Annotated in this window: 13 protein-coding genes and 1 riboswitch; of the genes, 7 read left to right on the top strand and 6 right to left on the bottom strand. The window is 71.7% G+C overall.

Features of this window, described 5'->3' with window-relative positions:
* Window positions 1–8 precede the first annotated feature (8 nt).
* The gene (locus HC031_RS33340) at window positions 9–182 is read left to right on the top strand and encodes an MmcQ/YjbR family DNA-binding protein (RefSeq protein ID WP_240942804.1); all 174 of its coding nucleotides are present in this window, start codon (window positions 9–11) and stop codon (window positions 180–182) included.
* Window positions 183–230: 48 nt separating this feature from the next.
* Here the strand turns inward: HC031_RS33340 and HC031_RS22255 are convergent, their stop codons facing one another.
* Together HC031_RS22255 and HC031_RS22250 are read right to left on the bottom strand one after the other, a co-directional pair.
* A complete protein-coding gene (locus tag HC031_RS22255) occupies window positions 231–713 on the bottom strand; it encodes a GIY-YIG nuclease family protein (protein WP_167927324.1) in 483 nt (160 codons plus the stop codon).
* 247 nt (window positions 714–960) lie between these two features.
* A complete protein-coding gene (locus HC031_RS22250; RefSeq protein ID WP_167927323.1) occupies window positions 961–1,710 on the bottom strand; it encodes an ArsR/SmtB family transcription factor in 750 nt (249 codons plus the stop codon).
* A 104-nt stretch (window positions 1,711–1,814) separates the two neighbouring features.
* Between HC031_RS22250 and HC031_RS22245 the strand changes: the two genes are divergently transcribed.
* The 3 genes from HC031_RS22245 (at window position 1,815) to HC031_RS22235 (ending at window position 4,480) form a co-directional block, all read left to right on the top strand.
* Window positions 1,815–3,137 (top strand): MFS transporter, encoded by a 1,323-nt coding sequence (locus HC031_RS22245; protein ID WP_205863076.1) that lies wholly within the window; start codon window positions 1,815–1,817, stop codon window positions 3,135–3,137.
* On the top strand, window positions 3,134–4,135 hold the full coding sequence (locus HC031_RS22240) for an IS481 family transposase (protein ID WP_167927321.1): 1,002 nt from the start codon (window positions 3,134–3,136) through the stop codon (window positions 4,133–4,135). Before HC031_RS22245 ends, HC031_RS22240 begins: the two co-directional genes overlap by 4 nt.
* Window positions 4,136–4,234: 99 nt before the next feature.
* Complete coding sequence (locus HC031_RS22235; protein WP_167927320.1) at window positions 4,235–4,480, top strand: DUF6458 family protein; 246 nt, start codon at window positions 4,235–4,237, stop codon at window positions 4,478–4,480.
* 19 nt (window positions 4,481–4,499) lie between these two features.
* On the opposite strand, the gene HC031_RS22230 is transcribed toward HC031_RS22235, so the two are convergent.
* Both HC031_RS22230 and HC031_RS22225 read right to left on the bottom strand, forming a co-directional pair.
* Window positions 4,500–5,426: a zinc-binding dehydrogenase gene (locus tag HC031_RS22230; RefSeq protein WP_240942803.1), complete on the bottom strand. Its 927-nt coding sequence runs from the start codon at window positions 5,424–5,426 to the stop codon at window positions 4,500–4,502.
* A 63-nt stretch (window positions 5,427–5,489) separates the two neighbouring features.
* Window positions 5,490–5,957, bottom strand: a complete 468-nt coding sequence (locus tag HC031_RS22225) for a PPOX class F420-dependent oxidoreductase (RefSeq protein ID WP_167927319.1) — start codon at window positions 5,955–5,957, stop codon at window positions 5,490–5,492.
* Between the two features lie 92 nt (window positions 5,958–6,049).
* Here HC031_RS22225 and HC031_RS22220 point away from each other — a divergent pair, with 92 nt between their 5' ends.
* Window positions 6,050–7,399 carry a TolB-like translocation protein gene (locus HC031_RS22220; protein WP_167927318.1) on the top strand — a complete coding sequence of 450 codons (1,350 nt, stop codon included), beginning with the start codon at window positions 6,050–6,052 and terminating at the stop codon, window positions 7,397–7,399.
* Between the two features lie 13 nt (window positions 7,400–7,412).
* Here the strand turns inward: HC031_RS22220 and HC031_RS22215 are convergent, their stop codons facing one another.
* Window positions 7,413–8,492, bottom strand: coding sequence for a helix-turn-helix domain-containing protein (locus HC031_RS22215; protein WP_167927380.1), 1,080 nt, complete (start codon window positions 8,490–8,492; stop codon window positions 7,413–7,415).
* A gap of 150 nt (window positions 8,493–8,642) precedes the next feature.
* Here HC031_RS22215 and HC031_RS22210 point away from each other — a divergent pair, with 150 nt between their 5' ends.
* On the top strand, window positions 8,643–8,897 hold the full coding sequence (locus HC031_RS22210) for a hypothetical protein (RefSeq protein ID WP_167927317.1): 255 nt from the start codon (window positions 8,643–8,645) through the stop codon (window positions 8,895–8,897).
* A 139-nt stretch (window positions 8,898–9,036) separates the two neighbouring features.
* Window positions 9,037–14,352 carry a diguanylate cyclase gene (locus tag HC031_RS22205; protein WP_167927316.1) on the top strand — a complete coding sequence of 1,772 codons (5,316 nt, stop codon included), beginning with the start codon at window positions 9,037–9,039 and terminating at the stop codon, window positions 14,350–14,352.
* Window positions 14,353–14,457: 105 nt separating this feature from the next.
* Here HC031_RS22205 and HC031_RS22200 read toward each other — a convergent pair whose 3' ends face one another.
* Window positions 14,458–15,123: a LysM peptidoglycan-binding domain-containing protein gene (locus HC031_RS22200; RefSeq protein ID WP_167927315.1), complete on the bottom strand. Its 666-nt coding sequence runs from the start codon at window positions 15,121–15,123 to the stop codon at window positions 14,458–14,460.
* Window positions 15,122–15,280, bottom strand: a riboswitch (cyclic di-AMP (ydaO/yuaA leader). (Overlaps the previous gene by 2 nt.)
* Window positions 15,281–15,715 lie beyond the last annotated feature (435 nt).

The raw sequence follows: 15,715 nt of genomic DNA, 5'->3' as shown, positions 1-15,715 counted from the left end.
AGGAGGAGTTGACGGCCGCCGAGCCGGAGCGGTTCTTCCGGCCGCCGTACGTCGGGGGTCGGGGCTGGTTGGGGGTACGCCTGGACGGCGAGGTCGACTGGGCCGAGATCGCCGAGCTGTGCGCGGACGCCTATCGGGTCGTCGCGCCCGGATTCCTCGTCGCACGGCTCGGCGTGCGGTAGGCGAGCATCCCTGGCAGACCAGGACCTCCATGAATGCTCCGACCGGCGCTACGCCCCTTCCTCAGCGAACGGGTGCTCCTTGTTCCAGAGCGTTCTGGCCCACTCCTGCGCCGCGTGCCGCTTGCTGTTCTTCTTGGCCTCCCAGCCGACGAACGGCGGAGCGAATCCGGCGCGAGCGCGGTACCACTCGATGAGCCGCTGCTCCAGCACGAGCGCGTCATCATGTGTGGACGTCGGCATCCACCACACCGTTCCGCCGAAAATCTTGATCATGTGGACGACCGTGACCTCCCACTCCTCGTCCGGCTTGTACCCGTCGAGCCAGCGGCGGTAGTCGCGCAACCGCGCCGCCAGATCGGCCGCCGACCCGATGTAGCCGACAAAGTCGTCGGGCGGCACCACCCACAGGTAGGCACCGGGCAGGCGAGGCGGTGTGCCGGTGACGAAGGAACGGGGCTCGTCGAAGTGGGCGGTGACGGCTGGGGCGAGCTCGGCCTTGGACAGGCCGTCCAGAGTGATCTTCACGGTCATGACCGGCAGACTAGAAGCACCCTCCGACAAATCCACGACAAGCGCGAATGCCAACCGGCCGGTAGGACCGGTGTGTCCGTCTACGCCTGAACAGCAGCCTGGTTGCGGCTGTCCTGTCTGGCTTCGACCGCCTTTCCCGATCCTCTTCAGAGCGTCTTCGCCGCCGGCTGTCTCCGACGCCTGTAACGCCTAGTTATTGCTGGCCAGAAGGTTGTTGACGGGCGCGTCCGGCGATCTGGCGTCGCCGTCAGCGAGATGACACAAGAGCCGCGAGACCGGCTTCCCCTTCAGGGGTGACATGGATGCTGCGCGGGACTTTGCCTCGGACAATCCAGCCGAGGTCAAAGAGTCGAGTGGTGATCGCGGTTCCGAGTGGGCCCGCGAGGTGGTGGGCCTGTTCGGTCCAGTCGATGCAGTAGCGGAGAGGCCGCCCGGTCGAGAGCCTCTCGGGCGGGATTCCCCATGCTTTCAGCGCCCCGGTTCCTTCGCGCGTGAGTCGGTACTGGTTGCCTTTCCCTGGTGAGGAGAGCCGGTCGCCGGTGATGTCTGGGTGGTGCAACCCGTCGCCTCCGGTGACCCAGCCCGCGCCGATGAGCCGCTGGAACAGGTCGACCCCGGCTTGCCCGGCGAGGTGGCGGTAGCAGGTTCGGGCGGTTCGGACCGCGTGGGCGCGAGTGTGGGCGCGCAGGGAGGTGATCGGGGTGCGCGGTGCGAGTCGGGCGAGGGCTTCCAGGACTCCTTCGACCTCGCTGGTCGCGAGGCGGTAGTAGCGGTTGCGCCCTTGCGGCTCGACTGCGACCAGTTCGTGGTTCAGTAGCACCGTCAAGTGGTTGCTGATGGTGGAAGCGGACACGCCGGCCTCCTCGGCGAGCCGCCCCGCTGGGAGCGCGCGCCCATCGGCCAGCGCCATGAGCACGCGGGCGCGTCGAGGGTCCGCGAAAGCGGACGCTATCGAGGCGATATCCGGCTCACCCGAAACGGTCCGGTCCTGGCTCATACCCCGATGCTACAAGCGAAACACTTCGACACCCGCTGAAACGTTCCGGGCCGACGATCGGAAACATGGCACCGAATCGCTCACGATGGCCCCTGACCCTCGCGTTGTACGGCGGCTACTTCCTCGTCCTGCTGGACGTGACCGTCGTCAACGTCGCACTCCCGCAGATCGGCTCCGAACTCCATGTGGGAAGCACGGGGCTGGCGTGGGCCGTGGACGCGTACTCCGTGCCGCTGGCCGCACTCTTGCTGGCCTCGGGCGCGATCGGAGACCTGATCGGGCACCGCCGGGTCGTCCTGCTCGGCTTCATCGGCTTCGGTGCCGCGTCCGTGCTGTGCGCCCTGGCCCCGACCATCACCGTCCTGGTCGCGGCACGCGCGATCCAAGGCGTCGGCGCGGCCCTGATGCTGCCCGGCACACTCGCCCTCCTGGTCGACAACGCGCCAGACCAAACCTCCCGCAACCGGCTCGTCGGAGCATGGGCCGCGATCGGCGGGGCCGCCCTCCCGGCAGGACCGGTCATCGGCGGGCTCCTGGTCCAGGCCGCCGGATGGCGGGCCGTGTTCTGGCTGACCGTTCCGGTCATCGCCCTCGCACTCCTGCCCGTCATCCGCCTCTCCCGCTCCACCCCGCAGCAGCGGCCGGAAAAGAACGTGGACTGGACCGGCGCTGCCCTGCTCGTGACCGCACTGATCTGCGTGGTCACCGCGATCATCCAGGCCCCCACCTTGCCCTTGTGGGCGGGGCTGCTCGCGGTGGTGGCCGTCTGCGCCCTGCTTGCCTTCCTCGTCGTCGAGCGGCGGGCGGCGCACCCTCTTCTCCCTGTTCCGCGCGATTCGCGCCGACCACTTGGCCTGGCATGCCTGGTGGCGGGGTTGATGAACCTGTGCGCGCTCGGCGGGCTCTTCCTGCTGACCCAGATTTTCCAAGACCTACACGGGCTCAACCCACTCACGGCGGGACTCCTCACCCTCCCGGCGATGCTGCCGCTGCCGCTCCTGGGAGCACCCGCAGGCAGGCTCAGCACCCGCATCGGCGTCTGGCGAACCAGCGCGCTCGGTCTGATTGTCGCTGGGTCCGGGATGGCCGGGATCGCCGCCACCCTCACCAACTCCGGCACTGGCTACATCCAACTGGGGTTCTTCCTCGCGTTGTGGGGCACCGGCCTCGGCATCCTCACCCCGGCGATCGTCTCCGCAGCGCTCAGGGCCACACCCCGCGCACCAGGCCTGGCCTCCGGTGCGAGCAACACCAGCAGACAGACCGGCGGCGCACTCGGGATTGCGCTCTTCGCCGCTATCGCCGGGCCGGCAAACGGGCTCAGCTTCACCTCGCATTCGATTGGGCTGTTCATCGGCGCAACGGTCCTCTTCGCCCTCACCGGCCTGGTCTGCTTCGGCGTTGCGCGAAACCGGCGGCCCTCATGACTCACCGCAATAGCCCTTTGACCCCGGAGGGCCGCAAGCGACTGATCGAACGCTGCCGCACCCGTCCCATCGCGCACGTGGCAGCCGAGATGGGCATCTCCCGCGCCACCGCCTCGAAGTGGGTGAACCGCTACAAGCAGTTCGGTGACCTCGGGCTGCTCGATCGTTCGTCCAGCCCGGCGCATCAACCGACGGCCATGCCCGCCCGACTCGTCAAACGGATCGAGTCCATGCGGCGCGAGCACAAATGGTCCGCATCCCGCATCGCCTTCGAACTCGCACAAGACGGCACCCCAGTCAGCCGCAGCACCATCACCCGGCTGCTGGCGCAAATCGGGCTGAACCGGAGAAAATTCATCGACCCGAGCGGCGAGACCAACCGCGAGCCGCAGCGCATCACCGCGAAGCGGCCGGGCCACATGATCCATATCGACGTGAAGAAGGTCGGCCGCATCCCCGACGGCGGCGGCTGGCGCGTGCACGGCAAGGGAAGCGAGCAAGCCAAGGCGGTCGACCGGAGCAAGAAGTGCGGCACGAAGACCGGGTATGTGTTCCTGCACTCCGCAATCGATGGGTACTCCCGGCTGGCCTACACCGGAGCACTTCCCGACGAGAAGGCCGTCACAGCGGTGGGATTCCTTGATTGCGCCCGCGCCTGGTTCGCCGTTCACGGCATCAAGACGATCGAGCGCATCGTCACCGACAACGGCTCCTGCTACCGCGCACACGCGTTCCGCGACGTCCTGGCGGGAAGCCGGCACCAGCGCATCACCCCGTACACGCCCCGCCACAACGGCAAGATCGAGCGCTACAACCGCATCCTTGCCGAGGAATTCCTCTACGCGCGGACCTGGCACTCAGAGGCCCAACGCGCCGGTGCTCTCGAACTCTGGAACCGGCACTACAACTACCACCGGCCCCACGGAGCGCACCACGGACAACCGCCCGCGTCGGTAATGCCGCTACGCGTCAATAACGTCCTGGCCTCATACACCTAGTAGTCGCAGCTGAGCGCGCTGTGCTGGCCGATTGAACTCTGCCTCCGACGGGTACCGCTACATCGACCCTTGGGTATCGCTGTCGGAAGGAGAGTATCCATGGGCATCGGTGGAAGCATTCTGTTGATTGTTATAGGCGCGATCTTCACGTTCGCCCTGAATGTCCACATCGGCTTCGTCAACCTGCACCTGGTCGGCTGGATCCTGATGGTGGCCGGCCTGCTCGGTCTGATCATCACCACGTACATCTGGAGCGGCCGGCGCCGACAGGTCATCACCGAGGGCCCGACCGGCTACCGGCGGGTGGAGGAGCGGTCCGACGTGGACCCGTACGAGCCCCTGTAGGCCCGTAACCCGACGGTCGTCACCCGACGGTCGTCACGTCGAGGACGGCCTTGCCGCCGACCCGGCGGGCGAGCAGGGTTTCGGCTGCGTCCGCGACCCGGTCCCACGGGCCGCGCCAGCCGATCTCGACCTTCAGCAGGCCGTCGGCGACCAGGTCGAGCAGCGTGGCGAGGTCGTCGGCGATAGCGGGGCCCAGGGTGAACGAGGTCAGGGTCCTCGCCGGGCCGACCGTCGAGTACGGCGGGAAGACCGCCGGCTCGCCGGAGGTCCAGCCGACGCTCTGGAGGTTGCCGCCGGGCGCCAGCGCGGCGAACGCGTCGACCAGCTGCCGGCCACCGACGTTGTCGACCACGACGTCGACCGGGTCCTCGAGCTCCTCGACGCCGACGACGACGTCGTCGGCCCCCAGCTCGATCAGGCCCATCCCACGCTCCGGGGAGCCGACCGAGGCGATGACGTACGCGCCGCCGAGCGAGGCGAGCTGGACGGCGAACCGGCCGACCCCGCCGGCCGCGCTGGTGACGAGGACCCGGCGGCCCAGGATCGGACCGGCTGCGCGCAGCGCGCGCAGCGCGGTCACGCCCGCCACCGGGAGGGCCGCGGCGTCCGCCAGGTCGACCCCGTCGGGTACGGCGGCGAGCTCGGACACGTCGGCCGCGCGGCGCTCGGCCCACCCGCCGTCCGGTCCACGGGTGACCACGCGGGTCCCCACGGCTGGGCCGGTGCCGTCGGCCGCGCCCTGGGTGACCACGCCGGCGGCGTCCCAGCCGAGCACGGTCCCGGGTGGCGCGTCGCCGCTGCGGGCCAGGTTCAGCTCGCCCCAGTTCAGCGAGGTGCACGCGACGTCGATGACGACCTGCCCGGGGCCGGGCTCCGGCTCCGGTACCTCGCCGAGCCGCAGTGCGGAGGGAACGTCCGGGTCGACGATCAGCGCGCGCATCGGCATCCGGGCCCGATACCCATGATCCTGGAGGATTTTCCGTGTCCCGGCACGGAAAATCCTCCAGGATCACGGGGCGGCGGGAGGTGGCGGGAAGCCGCCGGTCGCGACCGGTCCCCACGCGTCGACGGTGACCCGGATCAGGCTCTTGCCCTGCTTGGCCATTGCTTCGCGGTACTCGTCCCAGTCCGGGTGCTCACCCGCGATCGACCGGTAGTAGTCCACGAGCGGCTCGAGCGCGTCGGGCAGGTCGAGCACCTCGGCCGTGCCGTCCACCTGGACCCACGGGCCGTCGAAGTCGTCCGACATGACGCACATGGACACCTGCGGGTTCCGGCGGACGTTGGCGACCTTGGCCCGCTGCGGGTACGTGGAGATGACGATCCGGCCATCGGCGTCGACGCCGCAGGTCACCGGCGAGGACTGGAGCCGGCCGTCGGCGCGGCGCGTGATGAGCACTCCCCGGTGCCGGGAGGCCAGGAACTCCCGCAGGCCGGCGCGGTCGACGGTCGTGTTGGAGGCGTACTTACGGGCCATCGGCCAAGCCTACGAGTCGATTCTCCTCAGGTTCACCCGGCCGTGGCCGATAGGGCACCGTCCTGGCGTCGATGAGTTGGAGGTCGATCCGCATGCGCGGAGGTAGGTTCGCCATCCTGGGGGCGTTGGTGGCGACGGCCCTGACCACCGTCGGTGCGGCGCCTGCCGCGCTGGCGGCGCCCGTGAACGCCCAGGCGTTGACGGTGACCACGGCGACGACCGGGTTCAGCCCCGCCAGCCCGTACGTCGGACAGCCGGTGGCGCTGACCGGCATCGTGACCCCCCACGAGACGGGGCGCGCCGTGACCGCCCAGCGGCTGTCGGGCACGACCTGGACGACGATCGCGCGCGCGACCACCACCACGGACGGGGCGTACCGGATCGCCCTGCCGACCCCCACCGCCGCCGGCGTGACCACCTGGCGGGTCACCGTCGCCGCCACACCAACCCGCCAGGCCTACACCTCCGCCACCCGTACCCTGACCGTCCAGCCGTCCGGGCCATCCGTGGTGATCACCAACGGTTCCCAGGTCCGCGCCGTCGAGGTGACCGGGGCGCACCGGTCGAAGGTGCTGCTCGACGGGGCGATCGACGTGCAGACCGCGCCGACCGGGCGGATGACCTACACGACGATCAACTGGGTGACGGGTGGGTCCGACCTCTACGTCTCCGGCGCCGGCCTGGCCCGCCGCAAGCTCGCCTCGTCGACCTGTCTGCTCAGCAACGTGATCGACCGATCGGGGCGCTACGTCGCGTGGGTGTACGCGGCGACCACGAGCAACGGGCTCTGCCGGGCGACCGGGAAGATCGGCCTCTTCGAGGCGGTCACCGGTGCCACCCGCACGATCACCGGGCCGGTCGGCATGGCGGGGAGGTCGGACAGCTTCGTCTCCTTCACCCGGGAGGGAAACCATCTGATCGCGTACCCGAACCCGGGTGGCGCGTGGGACATGTATGCGTACGCCCTGGCAACCGGGCGCTGGACCCGCCTGTCCGTACCCGGTGACGGCCCGATCGCCGTCGACGTGCCGGCTCCGGCCGGGCGCATCGCCGTGTGGACCTTCTACGTCCACAAGCCCTGCGCCTCCGGGGTGTGGTTCGTCGCGGTCGACGGCACCACTCCGGCCACCTGCGCGTCGTCGAAGGTGGCCGGCCGGTACGCGGCGAGCCCCGACGGCCGGCTCACCGCCTGGGCGGCCCAGGTCAAGGGCGTCGAGCACATCATGCTCGGTGACGCCCACCTCACCCTGGTGCGCGACCTCGGACCGACGGGTAGCACCGCCTGGTTCCCCAGCACCCCGTCGTTCGTCGGCAACGGCTTCGTCACCTGGTTCATGCTGAAGAACTCCCAGCCGACCTATGTGGTCCGCCCCGTCAGCGGTGGCTCGCCGTGGTCGCCGCCGGCCGGGTGGGACGTCATCGGCTGGGTGAACCACCAGTGACCCGCCGTCCGGGCTAGGAGACCGCCGGCTGCCGGCCGCACTCGACCTCCGCCAGCATCAGCTTCAGGCTCTGCGAACGCTTCTCGGCGGGCAGCCGGCCCAGGGCCGCGCGGGCGTACGCCGTGCCGCCCGTGACGTCGCCGGCCTTGGCCAGCATGAGGCCGCGGTGCAGTTCGATGTGGGTCGCGAAGCGGAGCAGTTCGGGCGGCCGGGTACGGTCGGCGGCGTCCTGCTCCGCCGCGGCGGCCGGGTCACCCAGCCGGCTGAGCAGCATGGACGCGAACGTGTGGAAGCGCCACTCGGGGATGGCGAAGTCGGACGTCTGCTCGGACGAGCCCGCGACGTCGAACATCCGCCGGGCGTCGTCGAGCAGGCGCAGGGCGCCGGTTCGGTCACCGTGGACGGCCGCCGCCTGGGCCCGGGCGACGAGGGCGGTCAGCCGGCCCGGTGACGGCGTGTCGTCGATCGCGAGCGCCTGGTCGGCCAGCTCGACCGCGGTGGCGAGCCGCGCGCCCTCGTACGCCAGCGCCAGCGCCGCCCGGCCGCGTACCCAGACGCGGACCTGGTTGTCTTCCGACCGGTCGGCGGCCGTCGTGGCCAGTCGGTACCACGAGACCGCCTCGTCGCTGTCCCCCGTGGTCTTGCCGAAGGTCGTCAGCAGCCGGGCCGCCACCCCCCAGAGCGGCGCGGAGTCCAGGTGCTGCTGGAGGACGACGAGGTCGGCGGCCAGTCGCCGCTGCAGTTGGTCGGCGCCGACGGTCATGTAGAGCTGGCCGTACTCGTCGACGCGCGCGAGCCAGGAGTCGACCGGGCCGCCGCCGTGCAGCGCTGCGGTGAACCCGGCTCGGATGAGGTCGGCCACGGCCGTCGACGCGACCACCGTCGCGGCCATGCCGGTCAGAAGTCCCCTGCGATCCACCGCATCCCCAAGCGCGCGTTCGTACGCCAACACGACGTCCGGCGTGACGCTCCGGCGGCCGGCCTCGACGTTGGACAGATGTCCCTTGCTGAAGTTGGTCCGGGCGGCCATGGCCCGCAGGCTCACTCCTGCCGCGTTCCGGGCTATCCGCAACTGTGCGCCGGTTCTGGTCATAGTCATCGGTCCGCGTCGGTGTTGAAGACGATTGAAGACCCTGGAGAGATTCACGCTGCGCGTTGCGACCGTCACGCTACATCTGTGGGCGCGGCCGCACGGTGTTTCTGTCGAATTCGCCGGTCGCGCCGACGGTGAGGGGGTGCGGTCATGGAGGACAGTGACATCGCGCGTATCAAGGCCACGCACCGGCCCCGCCTGTGGTGGCTGGGGCGGGCGGCGGGGCTCGGCTGCCGCTGTGGCAGCCGGAGCTACCCGTGCGGCGCGCTGACCATGGCCCTGGAGGAGGAGCGGCGAGCGGTGCAGCCCATCCTCGAACGGCAGGTCACCGAGCTGATCCGCCGCCAGCACGGCGGCCGGGACCCGCGCGGCGCGGGCGGGCTGGCGTCGGCCGTCGACCCGTAACCGTTCAAATACTCTAGGTGATTAGTGGATCACGCATAATCACCAAATTCCTTCGGTCGTCCTACCGCGTGCCGATGACCCGTGTGATGTAGGCGAGCGCGCCCCGCGCCCGCCGACGAGGGACGGGTCACGGGCAGGGATGAGCTTCGAGGTGGGCACCGACGTCCTACCGGGCGTCGAGGTGGTCGGAGAGCTCGGCCGCGGCGCGGAGACGATCGTCTACCGCGTCCGCCGGCTGGGCGTCGACTATGCCCTGAAACTGCTCACCTCGTCCACCGTCGACGTCGACCGGGCGCTCGCCGCCCTGCGCCGGGAAGCGGCGCTGCTGGCCTGCGTCGACCACCCCCTGCTGCCGCGCATCTTCGACGTCGGCCGGGTCGACGCCGGTCCGTACCTGCTCCTCGAGCTGATCGAGGGCGGGCCGCTGACGCAGGCGCTGCGCGACGGAGGCCTCGACGAGGCGCGCACGCTCCGGCTGGCCACCGATCTCGCCGGCCCGCTCGCCGCGGTCCACCGGGCCGGACTCGTGCACCGCGACGTCAAGCCCGACAACATCCTGCTCGGCGCCGACGGTACCGCCAGGCTGATCGACTTCGGGTTGGCCGCGCGCGGCGGGATGCCCGACGACGCGGTGGCCGGCACCCTCGTCTACACCGCCCCGGAACAGACCGGCATGCTGAAGCGACCCGTCGACGGCAGGTCAGACCTGTACGCGCTCGGGGCGGTCCTCTACGAATGCCTCACCGGCGTACCGCCCTACCAGGCCGACGACGCGGGCGATCTGATCCGGCTGCACGCGACGGCCCCGGTGCCCGATGTCCGCACCGTCCGGCCCGACGTCTCGCCGACCTTCGCCGCGATCATCGCCAAGCTGCTCGCCAAGGACCCCGACGACCGGTACGCCGGCGGCGAGCACCTCCTCGCCGACCTGGAGCGCCTGCGCGCCGAGCCCGACGCGGTGTTCCCGCCCGGTGCCACCGGCTCCGGCGGACCGGCCGACGGCGAGGACCGGCTGGTCGGGCAGGCCCGCGAACTGCAGCAGCTGACCACCCGCTGGCACCGGGCGCGGGCCGGCCGCGGGGGAGTGGCCCTGGTCGAGGGCCAGCCGGGCGCCGGCAAGACGCGGCTCGTGCGCGAGCTGAGCCGTACCGTGCGCTCCCACGGCCAGGTCGTCCTCCAGGGCAGGTGTGTACCCGACGATCCGGTGCCCCTGGCGCCGCTGCGCGCCGCGATCGAGCAGTACCTGCGCACCGTCGACCAGCTTCCGCCGGCCGAACGCGCCGCCGAGCACCGCCGCATCCGCCGCGCGGTCGGCCCGGCCGGTGGGCTGCTCCGCGCGCTGTCGCCGATGCTCGCCGCGCTCGTGTCGGCGCCCGAGCTCGGCGACGACGACCGCGCGGAGCAGTTCACGAACGCCGCGGCCGCCTTCCTGGTGGATCTCGCCGAGACCGCCGGCGGAGCGGTCCTCCATCTCGACGACGTCCAGTGGCTCGACGCGCCGAGCCGCCGCGTGCTCCAGCAGCTCGCGGTCCGGCTGTCCGAGGTGCCCTTGCTGGTCGTCGCCACGGCGCGTGACGACGTCGACAGCGAGCCGGCGGTCGGGTCTTTCCGGACGGAGATGGGCGAGGCCGTCGACCTCCACCTGCGTCTCGGGCCGCTGGACGACCAGGCCGTCGCCGAGCTGGTGATGCTCCAGCTCGGCTCCATGCGGCTCTCGGCAGAGGTGACCCGCCAGCTCCTGGCCCGGGTGGGCGACAACCCCCTCGCCGTCGTGGAGTACATGCGCGCCGTCATCGACGCCGGGCTGATGAGCCCGTCCTGGGACGGGTGGCAGCTCGACCTGCCGGCGCTGGACCGCCTCGAGCTGCCCGGCGACGCCCTCGACCTGGTCCTCAAGCGCATCGACGGGCTCGGCGCCGAGAGCCGGCGGCTGCTGGCCGCGGGCGCGGCGCTCGGCACCCGGTTCAGCGCGGACCTCGTCGCGCGGGTGTGCGACGTGCACGCCGACCGGGCCCTCGACGCGCTGGCCGAGGCGGAGGGCCGTCGGCTGCTCACGGCCGCCGACGGCGGGTACGTCTTCCTGCACAACCGCATCCGCGAGGCGCTGCTGGCCGAGCTGAGCTCCGGCGAAACGCGCCGGCTGCACCAGCGCATCGCCGAGGCGCTCGACGGCGGCGGGGCCGACGATCCCGAGCACGTCTACGCGACGGCGCGCCACTACGCGCGGGGCGAGGCCGACCGTACGCCCGAACGGGTCTTCGCGACGAGCCTGGCGGCGGGGCGGCTCGCCCTCGCCGACCACGCGCCCGCCGAGGCCCTCGCCTTCCTCGAGGCCGCCGCGGCCGCCGCCGCGAAGGCGGGCATCACGCCGGACGCCGACTTCCACCGCGCACTCGGTGTCGCCTGCAGCCGCAGCGGCCGGTTCGTCGAGGCGCTCGAGCACCTGGACCGGGCGCTGCGACAGGAGCCGACCCGGCTGCGCCGCGCCGACATCCGGCTGGAGACGGCCCGGGTGCACACCGCGGCGTGGGACCCCGAACGGGCCTGGGACACCGTGTGCCAGGCGCTCGCGGAGCTGGGCACTCCCGTTCCGCGCCGCCGGTTCGCCATGGTGCTGACCGCGCTGGCGTGGTTCGTGGCCGGGCTGGCGGTCGGCGTGACCAGGATCGGGTTCGGCGGGGCGACCGGCGAGCGGCGGGAACGCTACCGGGTGCAGGCGATGCTGTACGACCTCGGCGCGTACGCGTCGACGGTGAGCCGGCGGGTGAGCCGCCGGGTCCTGGTGTCGTTGCGGGCGCACTACGTGGTCAACCGGCTCGGCCGGGGTGCCGAGTACACCCGGCACGTGGCCGGCTTCGGGCTCGTCGCGGCGGTCGCCGGCCGGCCCCGGCTGGCGCGTCGCATCTTCGACCGGGCCGCGGCCACCGCCGCCGCCATCGGCGACCCCACCCTCGTCGCCGATGTCGAGTGGAAGCGGGGCGTCGGCGCCGCCATGGGTGGGGCGGACAACGGTGAGCTCTGGCAGCGCGCGCTCACCGACCATGAGCGCTGGCTGGAACTGGGCGACTACCTCACCGGGGTGTCGGCCGTCTGCCTGCGCCTGGTCCTGCAGGGACGGGCGAGGGACGCCGAGCGCTGGTACGACCGGGGCGCGGTCCGGTTGGCGTCGGGTGTGAAGACCGAGGGCGCGACGCTCGGTACCGTCGCCGCTGTCGTACCGGCGCTGCTGGGCCGTCCGGAAGAGGCGGAGGCCGCGGCGGAGACGCTGCGCGGTCTCGTGCGGGCCAATCCCGGCAACCGGTCGTTGGCGGTCCAGCTGCTGTCCGTCGAGCTGTTCAACGCCGTCGAGCGGGGTGACCTCGGCGCGTCCTTCGAGGACGTGGCGCGCCGCTTCGCCGACCTGCGGTTGAAGCCCCGGCAGCTGCTCACCGAGCAGCGCACCATCTACGTGGACCTGGCCATGGGCCGGCTCGCGCAGTGCCGCGAGGGCATCGCCGACCCGGCCGAGCGGGCCCGCCAGCTCGCCGCGGCCGAACGTGCGGTGAAGGAGCTGGCGCGGGCCGCCGGTGACCGGATCCTGCGCGCGTACGTGCGGGTCGCGCGCGCCGAGCTCGACGTGCTGCGCGGCCGACCCGAGCGGGCGCTGCGCGACCTGCTCCGCGCCCAGCTGCGGGAGCTGCGGCTGGACGCGCCGCTCGTCGCGTACGAGACCGCCCGGGTCCGGGCCCGCGCCTACCGGATGCTGGGCGAGCAGGCCCTGGCCGAGGACCAGGCGCACGTCGCCCTGATGATCGCGACCGCGCAGCGCTGGCTCGTGCGCGCCCGTTGGGTACGCGCGGAGTTCGGTGTCACGGACGTCGCGCCCGTGGCCGGCGGCGGGATGACGGTGACGACCGGCGGCAGCGCCGGGGCGCTCAACCGGCGGCGCCTGGCAGCGCTGCAGCAGGTGAGCCTCGCCGCCGCGACGGTGCTCGACCCGCGCCGCCTGGCCCGGGTCGCGCTGGACCAGACCGTCCGGATCCTGGGCGCCGAGCGCGCGTACCTGTTCCTGGTCGACGCGGAGCGTGACCAGCTGGTGCCGCACCTGGGCCGCGACGGCGAGGGCAACGACATCGCGAAGCTGACCGGGTACAGCGCGAGCCTGGTGGAGCGGGTCCGGGACACCTGCGAGCCGCTCGTGGTCACCGGCAGCGAGGAGGGCGTGGCCCTCGGTTCGCGGAGCGTGCTCGTCCACGGGCTACGCAGCATCATGATCGCTCCGGTGCAGTTCGACGGCCGGCTGCTCGGGGTGGTCTACCTCGACAGTCGGGTCGCCAAGGGCATCTTCACCGCCGAGGACGTCGACATCCTGACCGCGATCACCCATCACGTCGCGGTGTCGCTGGAGACGGCGCGCGCCGCCCAGCTGGAGGTGGCCGCCCAGACCGCGCGCAGGCAGCGCGACGTCGCCGAGACGCTGCGCGCGGTGATGAGCGACCTGACCGCCACGCTCGACCCGGACGAGGTCATGCACCGGCTGCTGGACGCGGCGACCGGCATCCTGCCCGGTAACACCGCGGCGCTGCTGGGCCGCGAGGGCGACCGCCACGTGCTGCGGGCCGGGTACGGCTCGGACGCCCTGTCGGCCGCGGTGGGCCGGTCGTTCGACCCGGCGGACGACGCCGTCGGCCTGGCGGGGCTCGAACAGCTCGACGGCCCGCACGTGGGTGCGGACGGCGCCGGCTGGGACGGTCCGCTGGGCGCGCTGCTCGGCAAGCCCCGGTCGTGGCTCGCGGTCCCGGTCGTCGAGCGGGGCGAGGCGCTGGGCGTGCTGCTGGTCGCGTCGAAGCGGGTCGAGCCGCCGCAGGACGCCCAGGTGCAGGTGGTGGCGGCGCTCGTGGGGCAGGGCATGACCGCGTACGAGAACGCGCGCCTGTTCAGTCAGGTACGGCGGATGGCGACCATCGACGGGCTGACCGGCCTGTACAACCGCAACCACTTCTTCGCCGAGGCGGGCCGGCTGTTGCAGGTGGCGCAGCGCCATCAGCGCCCCGCCGCGGTCATCATGCTCGACGTCGACCACTTCAAGCGGATCAACGACACGTACGGGCACCCGGTCGGTGACGAGGTGATCCGTACGGTCGCCGCCCGGCTGCGGGAGAGCGTCCGTGACAGCGACCTGGTGGGCCGGTACGGGGGCGAGGAGTTCGTGCTCGTCACGCCGGAGACGGGCGCGGCGGCCGCAGGCCTTGCCGAACGGCTGCGGGAGGCCGTCGGCGGGCGGCCGGTGGAGACCGACGCCGGGCCGCTGACGGTGACGATCAGCGTCGGGATGGCCCATGTGGACCGGGGCGAGGACGATCTCAGCGAACTGCTCGGGCGCGCCGACACCGCGCTGTACGCGGCGAAGCAGAAGGGCCGCAACCGGGTCGAGGTCCTGGCGCCGCCGTCCGCGGCGATGTCCTCGCCGGCCTGATGTCCTCGCCGGTCTGATGTCCTTGCCGGTCTGATGTCCTTGCCGGGGTGAAACGGCAGCGGCGCCGGTGCCCGTCCGCGACGGACGGGCACCGGCGCCGTCGTATCAGAAGGTGAGCTGCTGACCCGGAAGGATGAAGTTCGGGTTGCCGCCCACGACCTTGCGGTTGAGCTGGTAGAGCGCCTGCCAGCCGCCGGTGACGCCCTGCTTCTGGGCGATCGACGACAGGCTGTCGCCGGGCTTGACGACGTAGGTGTGCCCGGTGGACTGCGCCGGCGCCTGGGGCTGGGCCGGCTGAGCCGGTTGGGCCGGCTGCTGCGGCTGGGTGTTCTGCTGCGGCTGCGTGTTCTGCTCCGAAGCCGCCTTCACGCTGTACTGCTGGGTCGAACGGCCGCGCGAGCCGCAGACGGGCCAGGCGCCCATGCCCTGCCCCTGACGCACCCGCTCGGCGACGGCGATCTGCTGCTCGCGGCTGGCGAGGTCAGCGCGGGCGGCGTACTGCTTGCCGCCGTACGCGGCCCAGGTGCTCTGCGTGAACTGCAGGCCGCCGTAGAAGCCGTTGCCGGTGTTGATGTGCCAGTTGCCGCTCGACTCGCACTGGGCGACGGCGTCCCAGTTGACGCCGGTGTCGGCGCTGGCGATCGAAGCCGGGCCCAGCAGGGACGCCGCGCCGGCGGCGCCGGCTGCGACGGTCCCGAGCGCCAGACGCCGGGTGAACAGCCGCGTGGTCGACGGCTTGGAGTGGCGCGCGAGGTACCGGTTGTTTGCCATGTAAAAACCTCCACGCCTACGAGGTGAGCTGTCGGGTTCGGGCCGAGGAGCCCGGCCGCGCTGGTGGCGGCTTCACCCCGAGGTACGCAACGAGCGTGCGGCGTACCGGGAAACGGTGGGTCCCCCGCTCCTGCCTGGTTCTCGGTTCCCATCGGTCGGCGGCAGGACTCGGCGTTACCGACCGTGAGGCCCGCGGTCGCGGACGTTGCCGACCGTAAGCACGGTTGACGCGCGCCGACAAACGACTGCGGAGAAAACGTGACTCTCTTCACCATTCGCGTGGCAGATAGTGAAAAACTTATACGCGTTGTAGTTAGATGATGGCTCTATTGTAGTGGGACGCGGGGCTGACCGCGGGCTGGAGCCCGCCCATCCACCGTGGATCCGGTCGCGCACGGTCGACAGCGGACGCGATGTCGTCCAGCCGGGAGTGGCGGCGCGAGATTCGCCGTGTAACGGCCGATGCCTAACGGACGCTTACATCGTTAGGTCTAAGTACGTGGATGAATGAAGGGGGCGCCGTGAGCGACCGGTCATTGCTTGTGACATTCGTTGCGCTGGTCGCAGCCGGTGCCGGTCCGGCCTGCGGGTG

The organism is Planosporangium thailandense (genome assembly GCF_011947195.1).
GTDB lineage: Bacteria > Actinomycetota > Actinomycetes > Mycobacteriales > Micromonosporaceae > Planosporangium > Planosporangium thailandense.
The sequence above is the reverse complement of the archived record's forward strand: the minus strand, read 5'-3'. Positions and strand labels throughout refer to the sequence as shown.

Bases quoted from the DNA above. Each gene is read 5' to 3' on its own strand.
- HC031_RS22200 (WP_167927315.1), bottom strand. From the start codon at position 15,123: ATGGCAAACAACCGGTACCTCGCGCGCCACTCCAAGCCGTCGACCACG.
- HC031_RS22225 (WP_167927319.1), bottom strand. From the start codon at position 5,957: ATGGCCCGTAAGTACGCCTCCAACACGACCGTCGACCGCGCCGGCCTG.
- HC031_RS22235 (WP_167927320.1), top strand. From the start codon at position 4,235: ATGGGCATCGGTGGAAGCATTCTGTTGATTGTTATAGGCGCGATCTTC.
- HC031_RS22230 (WP_240942803.1), bottom strand. From the start codon at position 5,426: ATGCCGATGCGCGCGCTGATCGTCGACCCGGACGTTCCCTCCGCACTG.
- HC031_RS22210 (WP_167927317.1), top strand. From the start codon at position 8,643: ATGGAGGACAGTGACATCGCGCGTATCAAGGCCACGCACCGGCCCCGC.
- HC031_RS22250 (WP_167927323.1), bottom strand. From the start codon at position 1,710: ATGAGCCAGGACCGGACCGTTTCGGGTGAGCCGGATATCGCCTCGATA.
- HC031_RS22220 (WP_167927318.1), top strand. From the start codon at position 6,050: ATGCGCGGAGGTAGGTTCGCCATCCTGGGGGCGTTGGTGGCGACGGCC.
- HC031_RS22215 (WP_167927380.1), bottom strand. From the start codon at position 8,492: ATGACCAGAACCGGCGCACAGTTGCGGATAGCCCGGAACGCGGCAGGA.
- HC031_RS22240 (WP_167927321.1), top strand. From the start codon at position 3,134: ATGACTCACCGCAATAGCCCTTTGACCCCGGAGGGCCGCAAGCGACTG.
- HC031_RS22205 (WP_167927316.1), top strand. From the start codon at position 9,037: ATGAGCTTCGAGGTGGGCACCGACGTCCTACCGGGCGTCGAGGTGGTC.
- HC031_RS22255 (WP_167927324.1), bottom strand. From the start codon at position 713: ATGACCGTGAAGATCACTCTGGACGGCCTGTCCAAGGCCGAGCTCGCC.